This window comes from Terriglobia bacterium, from assembly GCA_020073205.1.
Taxonomy (GTDB): domain Bacteria; phylum Acidobacteriota; class Polarisedimenticolia; order Polarisedimenticolales; family JAIQFR01; genus JAIQFR01.
The window spans coordinates 19172-27675 of sequence record JAIQFR010000065.1 but is presented as its reverse complement, the minus strand read 5'-3'; the positions used below and the strand labels follow the sequence as shown (position 1 = coordinate 27675).

The 8504-nt window shown below is 72.4% G+C and carries 8 protein-coding genes; 6 read left to right on the top strand and 2 right to left on the bottom strand.

The annotated features are described in order from the left end of the window. From LAO51_13680 to LAO51_13655, 6 genes are all read left to right on the top strand, one after another. Positions 1–185 (top strand): hypothetical protein (locus tag LAO51_13680; GenBank protein ID MBZ5639791.1); only part of this gene is annotated, 185 nt, incomplete at its 5' end. Continuing rightward, entirely contained in the window at positions 182–826 is a 645-nt protein-coding gene (locus tag LAO51_13675) for a hypothetical protein (GenBank protein ID MBZ5639790.1), read from the top strand. The genes LAO51_13680 and LAO51_13675, both read left to right, overlap by 4 nt. A 15-nt stretch (positions 827–841) precedes the next feature. After that, on the top strand, positions 842–1786 hold the full coding sequence (locus tag LAO51_13670; GenBank protein ID MBZ5639789.1) for a bifunctional 5,10-methylenetetrahydrofolate dehydrogenase/5,10-methenyltetrahydrofolate cyclohydrolase: 945 nt from the start codon (positions 842–844) through the stop codon (positions 1784–1786). Next, positions 1786–2523 carry a dephospho-CoA kinase gene (gene coaE / locus LAO51_13665; GenBank protein ID MBZ5639788.1) on the top strand — a complete coding sequence of 246 codons (738 nt, stop codon included), beginning with the start codon at positions 1786–1788 and terminating at the stop codon, positions 2521–2523. Before LAO51_13670 ends, coaE begins: the two co-directional genes overlap by 1 nt. Before the next feature lie 18 nt (positions 2524–2541). Next, positions 2542–3957, top strand: a complete 1416-nt coding sequence (locus LAO51_13660; protein MBZ5639787.1) for a TldD/PmbA family protein — start codon at positions 2542–2544, stop codon at positions 3955–3957. Next, the gene (locus LAO51_13655; GenBank protein MBZ5639786.1) at positions 3954–5306 is read left to right on the top strand and encodes a TldD/PmbA family protein; all 1353 of its coding nucleotides are present in this window, start codon (positions 3954–3956) and stop codon (positions 5304–5306) included. Before LAO51_13660 ends, LAO51_13655 begins: the two co-directional genes overlap by 4 nt. A 9-nt stretch (positions 5307–5315) precedes the next feature. Here the strand turns inward: LAO51_13655 and LAO51_13650 are convergent, their stop codons facing one another. Beyond that, positions 5316–5705: an aspartate 1-decarboxylase gene (locus tag LAO51_13650; GenBank protein ID MBZ5639785.1), complete on the bottom strand. Its 390-nt coding sequence runs from the start codon at positions 5703–5705 to the stop codon at positions 5316–5318. 59 nt (positions 5706–5764) lie between these two features. Next, the gene (locus tag LAO51_13645) at positions 5765–8500 is read right to left on the bottom strand and encodes a protein kinase (protein ID MBZ5639784.1); all 2736 of its coding nucleotides are present in this window, start codon (positions 8498–8500) and stop codon (positions 5765–5767) included. Positions 8501–8504: the final 4 nt, after the last annotated feature.

Genomic DNA, 8504 nt, shown 5'->3' with positions numbered 1-8504 from the left:
ATCAGCCGGTTCCGCGGGAGGGTCAGATCGATGCGCTTGAGGTTGTGCTCCGCCGCGCCGCGGATGACGATTTCGGTCGCCGCCATGGAGCCTCGATGACCTCGCTCAAAAGACCCATTCTACCCGCGGCCGCCATGCCGGACCATCCGGGGGCGGCCGATCTTGGTGGTATCCTTCGGGGGTGAAGAGGGCATTCCCCACCGCGACGGCGGTTCTTTCGATCCTGGTCGTCCTGGTCGCGGGAGTCTCCGCCTCCCGCGGGGGAGGCAAGAGCCGGCCGGCCGCGGACTTCGTGCCCGACGCCAAGGCGGCCGGAGCGCCCGCCCTGGCGGACGGCGCGTGGCGGGTCGAGGCGCCGGGATATGCCGCCGAGCTCAAGCTCCTCGACGAAGCCGCGCGGCGCGCTTTCCTGTCGCGTCGGACCGGATCGCCCGAGGATCCGTTCGCGCCGATGCCCGGCCAGCGGCCGGTCCTCCTGACGTTCCTCTTCCGGATCGAGAATCGCGGCAAGGGCGACCTGGTGTTCGAGCCCGACGCCACCCGGCTCGTGGGCCGGGACAAGGAGGTCTCGTACCCCGTGGGCTGGCCCGACATCGAGTCGGCCTACGCCCTGCTGGGACACGAGGTCCCCGAGGCGCAGGTCCGCGCGCGCGGCCTGCTCCTCGACGGGCAGAAGGTGGTGCGGGCGGACGGGACCGAGGAGGGCCTCCTCGTGTTCCGCTCTCCCCCGTCCGGCACCCGGCGATTCCGCCTCGAAATCGCGCTGACCCTCCCCGACGGCTCGGAGGCGGGCTTCGGCGCGCCCTACCGGCTCGAACCGAAGTGACGCGAGGGTGACGACGTGGAAAGCGGCACGGCACGACGGCTCGATGGCAAGGCCGTCGCGGCGGAGATCCGCCGCGAGGTGGCCGAGGGTTGCTCGCGGCTCCTCACGAAATGCGGGGTCGTTCCGGGGCTGACGGTCGTCCTGGTCGGCGAGAACCCCGCATCCCAGATCTACGTGCGGAGCAAGGAGAAGGCCGCCCGAGAGGCCGGAATGAACTCCGTGGCGCTCCGCCTCCCGGCGACCGTGTCCGAGGACGACCTCCTCGTGGCGGTGGGACAGCTCGACGAGGATCCCAACGTCCACGGGATCCTGGTCCAGCTCCCCCTGCCGGAGGCCATCGACGAGCACCGCGTGATCGAGGAGATCGCCGCGAGCAAGGACGTCGATGGTCTGCATCCCATCAACGCCGGCCGGCTGCTGATCGGGCTTCCCGGGTTCGTGCCATGCACCCCCTCGGGCATCGTGGAGCTGCTCCGCCGAAACGGGATCGAGCTTGAGGGGAAGCGCGCGGTGGTCATCGGCCGCAGCAACATCGTCGGCAAGCCGCTGGCGCTCCTGCTCCTACGGGAGAATTGCACGGTCACGGTCTGCCACTCGAGGACCCGGGACCTCAAGGCGGTGACGCGCGAGGCCGACTTGCTCGTGGCGGCGATCGGCGACCGGCCGGCCATGATCACCGGCGACCACGTCAAGCCCGGTGCGGTGGTGGTGGACGTCGGGATCCACTCGATCACCGGCGAGGCGGAGTGCCGGAGGATCTTCGGCGACGACCCCGACCGCCTCCGCGCCGTGAGGGAGCGCGGCTCGACGCTCGCCGGCGACGTGCACCCGGTGGAGGCCGCTGCCCGCGCGTCGTGGCTGACCCCGGTGCCAGGCGGCGTCGGCCCGCTGACCATCGCCCTCCTGCTCCGCAACACGCTCCTGGCCGCGCGGCTCGCCGCGGGGGAATCGCTCCCGTGATGGAAGCCGGCCCCCGCCCGGTCCTGCGCGCCGGTCTCACCGGAGGGATCGCGTCGGGAAAGACCACGGTGGCGGTCTTCCTGGAAGAGATGGGCGCGTTCAGGATCGACGCGGACCGGATCGCCCACGCGCTCATGGAGCCCGGCGGCGCCGCGTACGACCCGGTGGTCGAGCGCTTCGGGAGCGGGATCCTCGACCCGGCGGGGCGGATCCGCCGGTCGGCGCTGGCCGCGATCGTGTTCGCCGATCCCGGGGCGCTCGAGGCCCTGAATGCGATCACGCACCCGAAGGTGAACGAGGCCATCGATCGCCGGATCCGGCTCTACGCCGAGGTCGGCCACTCCCCGCTGGTCGTGGTGGACGCCGCTCTCCTCGTCGAGTCGGGCGTCTATCGCTCCCTCCACAAGCTCGTCGTCGTGCGGTGCAGCCGGGAGGCGCAGGTGAGACGGCTCCTGGCCCGCGGCGGGACCGGACCGGAGGAGGCGCTGGCGAGGATCGAGTCCCAGGCGCCCGTCGAGGCGAAGCTCGCGGTCGCCGACTACGTCATCGACACGGAGACCACCCTGCGCGAGACCCGGCGGGAGGCGGAGCGCGTGTACGCGTCGCTCCTCGCGGACTTCGAGCGGACGTTCGGGGCCCCGGGAGGAAGACTCCTGGCACGTTGGAGATCGCACCTGCGTGCCAGCGGCCGACCACGTGGTAGCGACGAAGTCCCCAATCGACCCGTCGAAACGTAGGGGTTCCGCCGCTCCGACATGGTCGAGCGAAATCAGGAGCATCCCTTGCTGACCACTGCCACCGCCCACGACGTGCTCGCCGCGCTCCTCTCCCGCGGCGGAGATTTCGCCGAGGTCTTCGTCGAGTCGGTCCGCGGCGTCTCGCTGTCGTGGGAGGACCGGAAGCTCGACGAGGCTTCCTCGGGCCGGGAGAGCGGCGCCGGGCTACGGGTCGTCCTCAGCGACGAGACGTACTTCGCGAACGGCAACGACCTCACCCGCGAGGGGCTCCTGCGCCTCGCCGCCGGGCTGGCGTCGATGCTCCCCGAGGGGGGCGCGAGCCGGACCCCTCCCGCCCTGACCTCCGAGCCCGCCCGCTCCGTGTCGAGCGTCGAAATCGAGCCCGGGTCGGTGGGGATGGACGCGAAGATCGACCTCCTCGAGCGCGCGGACCGCGCCGCGCGCGGGTTCGACCCGCGGGTCGCGCAGGTCAACGCGCGCTACCGCGACGCCGAGCGCCGCATCGCGGTCGCGAACTCGGAGGGCCTCCTCGCCACGGACCGCGTCGTCTACACGACCCTGGTCGCGTCGGTGGTCGCTCGGGACGGCGACCTCATCCGCACGGCGATCAAGATCGCCTCCGGCACGCGCGGCTTCGAGATCGTCGCCGAGAACCCTCCGGACGGGCTGGCCCGCGAGGCGGCCCGCGTGGCCTGCCTCCAGCTCGAGGCGGAGCCCGCCCCCGCCGGGACCTTCACGGTGGTGCTGTCGTCGCGGGCCGGGGGCACGATGATCCACGAGGCTTGCGGCCACGGGCTCGAGGGAGACTTCGCGCTCAACGGGCTGACGGTGTACGCCGGCAAGATCGGCGAGAAGGTGGCGTCGACGCTCGTGACCGTGGTCGACGACGGGACGATCCCGGGAAAGCGGGGCTCCTTCGGCATCGACGACGAGGGGACGCCGTCCCGCCGCACCGTCCTCATCGAGAACGGCGTGCTCAAGGGGTTCCTCCACTCGAGGCGGACCGCGGCCCTCCTGGGTCACGAGCCCACGGGGAACGGACGCCGCGAGTCGTACCGCCACCTCCCGATCCCGAGAATGCGCAACACCCTCATCGTGCCGGGGGGGGACGCTCCCGAGGAGATCGTGGCATCGGTCGCCGAGGGGATCCTGGTGGCGGACATGGGCGGCGGCGAGGTGGACATCGTCTCCGGGAACTTCGTCTTCCACTGCACCGAAGCGTACCGGATCCGCGACGGACGGATCGCGGAGCCGCTCCGGGACGCGATGCTGACCGGGAACGGCCCCGACGTGCTCTCCCGGGTCGATCGCGTCGGCCGCGACCTCGGCTACCAGGTGGGGACCTGCGGCAAGGACGGCCAGGGGGTTCCGGTGGCCGACGCGCAGCCGACGATCCGCGTCCCGGGGATCGTGGTGGGAGGGCTGGCCCGGTGAGCGCCGGGGAGGACGGCCGCGCGGCGGAGATCGCTCTCGACGTCCTCCGGAACCTCGGGCTCGACGGCGAGGTGTACTCGGAGTCCGGGACTCGCGCCAAGGTGGCGGTCAGCGAGGGACGGGTCGAGAGCGTCGAGGAGCGTCACGACCGGGGGATCGGCGTGCGCCTGTTCGTCGACGGACGCTCCGGCTTCGCGTTCACCACCGACCTGACGCCGGACGCCGTTCGGGGGGTGGTCGGCGAGGCTCGAGAGATCGCGCGTCACGCGGAGCCGGACGAAGGATGGCGCCTGCCGGCGAGGGCGCCGGTCCCACCGCTCCCGTTCCCCAACACCACGGACCATGGCGCCACGTTTCCGATGCCGCGCCGCATCGAGATGGCTCGCGCCATCGAGGCGGCGGCCCGGGCGGTCGACCCGAGGGTGAAGAGGTCGCGGCAGGCGGTGGTGATCGACCTGTGGGGCGAGGTGCGGGTCGCCAACACCGGCGGGCTCGACGCCGGCTACCGGTACGGCCGCGGCATCGCGTGGCTGGACGTCGCCGCGACGGATCGGGGCGGGTCGCAGGTCGGCCATCACGCCGAGTTCGCCCTGGCGGCGCGGGAGATCGATCCCGAGGCGATTGGGCGTGAGGCCGCGCGCAAGGCGCTCGCCAAGCTCGGGAGCACGCCGGGCCGGACCGGGCGGATCCCCGCGGTGCTGGACCGCGAGGTGGTCGCCGGCCTGCTCGACGCGCTCGCCCCGGCGTTCTCCGCCCGGCGAGTCCTGAAGGGCACGTCGTTCCTCGCCGGACGGCTCGGCGATCCCGTAGCGTCCCCGTCGGTGACCCTGGTGGACGAGCCGCGCCTGCCGGGCGGGTTCGGGAGCGCGCCGGCCGACGGCGAGGGGCTCCCGACGCACCGCACCCCGCTGCTCGAGGAAGGCCGGCTCATCGGCTACCTGCACGACACCTACTCGGCGGCGAAGACGGGAGCGGGCCGGGCCGGCAACGCCGTGCGGACGTCCTACGGCGTTCCCCCGCAGATCGGCCCGATGAACCTCGTCCTCCTTCCGGGGCCGGAGCCGGTGGAGGCGCTGCTCGAGCGGGCCGGCGGCGGGATCCTCGTCACGGAGCTGATGGGGCTTCACACGGCGGATCCCACGTCGGGGGATTTCTCGCTGGGGGGCTCCGGACGTCTGCTCGAAGGCGGCCGTCCCGGCGCGCCCGTCGACCAGCTCGCGATCTCGGGGAACTTCCGCGATCTCCTCGCGTCGATCGAGGCGGTCGGGGCGGACCTCAGGCTCTTCCCGGGAGGCGGAGGCGCTCCTTCGGTCCTGCTGCGGGAGCTGAGCGTCGCCGGACGGTCGTGAGCGCGAGGCTCACGCGGGAGCGCGCACGCCCGGCCCCTCGTGGTCCTTGACCGCCTTGAGGCGGTTCCGCGCGTCCACGAGCACGACCCTGGGGCGATGGCTGCGTGCGGCGGCATCGTCCACCGCGCAGTAGGTGGCGAGGATGAGCTTGTGTCCTCGCTCCACGAGCCGGGCGGCGGCGCCGTTGACGCAGCACGCACCGCTGCCGCGCTCCCCTTCGATCAGGTACGTCGCGAAGCGGCTCCCGTTGTCCACGTCGTAGACCTCGACGCGCTCGAACGGGAGCATCTCGCCCGCTCCCATCAGCTCGGCGTCGAGGGTGAGGCTGCCCTCGTACTCCACGTTCCGCTCCGTGACCGTGATCCTGTGGACCTTGGCTCGAAGCATCTCACGAGTCATGGCTCAAGACGCTCCTTCCCCCGGGTCGCCCGCCGTCGCGGCTGGACTCCCGGCGGGGATCAGTCTAGCAGGCCGGCGGGAGCGGTGCCGCGCGCGCCGCTCGTCGCCGACACCAGGCCATAGAGCCCGACGGCGACGGGGATCGCCGTCGCCACCAGGGCGTGTCCCGCGTACCAGGCCGATGGGTCGGTCGTCACAGGAAGCGTCACCAGCAGGATGCTCAACGTCTCGATCACGATCAGCGCGTGGAGCCCCAGCCGCATGAGGACGAACACCTCGATCCCAACGTTGATCAGGCCCAGAGGAATATCCAGGAGGGGGGAATCGCCGAACGCGAGGAAAGGAATGAAGACGAGACAGGACGCCGTGACGGCGAGCCACTGTCTCCGGAGCAGCACGCGCAGCCCGAGGATCAGGAACAGAAGGAGCATCGGACCGAGCAGCGCGGACATCGGGGCCGCGATGAGAGCGGCCACGAAGCGCCGGATCGAGATGAGGGAGTCCACGTTCACCTGGATCGGGCGGGGCGGGGCCACCCCGAGCCAGACCGCCGCCAAGTTCCGCGCCGGGACCATCAGCGCCAGACCGACGGCGATGGCCCCTCCCACCAAGAGATCGCGTCCGACGAGCGGATCCCGGAATCGCCCGGCGAGCAGGCGGCTCCACGAGACCAGCGTGCCGGTCCACCGCCGCCGCACCGCGGGTTCGAGAGCCAAGTACAAGAGCCAAACGAACGTGCCGACGAAGAGCGCGACCCCCGCCCCCCTGAGAAACGACACGAACTCGAGGGACACCGACGGGAGGTGATTGGCGAGGAGCGCCCAGCGAAGGAGGTAGAGCGCCAGCATCCCGAGCGCCATTCGGGTCGCGCCACGAAGATCCCCGCGGCCCGACCGCAAGTTGCGGCGGGCCAGGAACAACGCGAAGCCCAGCCCTACGAGGATCAGGATCGCGGCGAAGGTCTGTGGCGCGCGACGGGAGGCGTCGGCAGCGGCACCCGCCGCCACGTCCGGCCGGTCCCAGGGACCGACCACCTTGAAGTAGACCGGCCGGCCGAGGTACCCGGCGGCCTCCACCCGAATCGGGACCGAGGGCAACTCCGGAAGAGTCCCTTTCCAGGCGGCCCGGACGTCGGCGTAGGACGGAGGGAGCCGGCTGGGCACGTCGCGGACGAAGGCCGCAGGATCGAGTCCGCCCGCCACGAACAGCGGGTTCCAGTCGGGCTCCTTCGCTGGACCGCCGGCTTGGCCCTCCTGCGCCGGCACCCGGCGCAGCTCGATCAGCCGTCCTCGTTCATCCAGGGCGACGGCGGCCATGCCCGGGACGTCGGACGGGGGCACCTCGGGAGCCACGTCGCCCGAGAGCGCGTACGACGCCAGCGGCTTGGGGCTCTGCCGATACCAGAACCCAACCACGCCGAGCCGGCCCGTCGAGAGCGGAGCCCACCGGGCCGCCGTCTTGTCTCGCTCCTCGAGCCAGCGCATGGCGTCGTCGCCCTGCGCGAACCCCCACGCGCGGTCCGCGACGGGCTCGGTAACGCCGGCCGTCCGAAGTGCCTCCTGCGCGCGGTCCACCAAGACGTCGGGGGGCCGTTCGGACGGCACCTGCCGGAGGAGCGCGGTTCGGCCGGTGAGCGCCGCCAGGAGCACGACGCCTAGGAGCAGCCCCCCGAACACCGACCAGGCGACGACCGGTCGCAGCGTCCCCTTCGCTCCCGCCGCCGCCACGATGTCGGGGGACGGGGTCTCGCCCGCCGCGAGCGCCGCCGCCAGCGGATCCCCTCCCGGCAGCGCCGCAGCCACCGCCAGCGCCGACGCCGGCCGATCCTTGGGGTCCTTCTCGAGGCAGCGGAGGATGACCCGCTCCACCGCCGGGTCGATCTCCTCGAGGACCTTCGAGGGACTGGCCGGGACCGAGGTCTCGTGCATCTTCCTGAGCTCGGCCACCGTGCCCGCCTCGAACGCCGGCTTGCCGGTGAACGTCTCGTAGAGGACGAGCCCGAGGGCGTACAGGTCCGAGCGGAAGCTCGCCTCGCCGCCCTCGAGCTGCTCCGGCGCCATGTAGGCCGGCGTCCCCGCGCGGGCCGCCTCGCCACCCTGGCGCTCCGCCAGACCGGCGATCCCGAAGTCCGTGAGGCGGGCCCTTCCACGGCCGTCGATCATCACGTTGGCGGGCTTGAGGTCCCGGTGAAGCACGCCGCGCTCGTGGGCAGCGGCGAGGCCCGCGCACAGCTGCCGCGCGATCTCCACGGCCTTGTCGCGGGGGAGCCTCCCGATCCGGCGGAGGAGGGAGGCGAGGTCCTCGCCGTCAACGTACTCCATGGTGAAGTAGTGCTGGCCGTCCACCTCTCCGATGTCGTACACGCGGCAGACGTTCGGGTGCGAGACCTGCCGCGCGATCCGGACCTCGTCGTGGAACCGCGAGAGCCAGGCGGGGTCGTGGGCCAGCGACTCGGGGAGGAACTTCAAGGCGACGGCCTGGCCCAGCTTCAGGTCGTCGGCGCGGTAGATCTCCCCCATCCCACCGCGGCCGATGAGCCCGACCACCCGGTACCGGCCGGCGAGCACGGCGCCCGGGAGGAACCGAGCGAACTCCATCACGTCCCCCAGCGCGAGGCGTCCGGCCATGGAGGGCGCCGGCCGGGACGGCGGCGGGGATCCGGCGGAGCCGTCGCTCCTCGCGTCGAGCGACGTGACGGTCGGGGTCGCCGCGCGCTCCCCGGCCGGCGCGCCGCACCCCGGGCAGAAGCGGGCCGACGGCGGGACGTCGGCGGAGCATGCGGCACAGCGGCTCACGGTG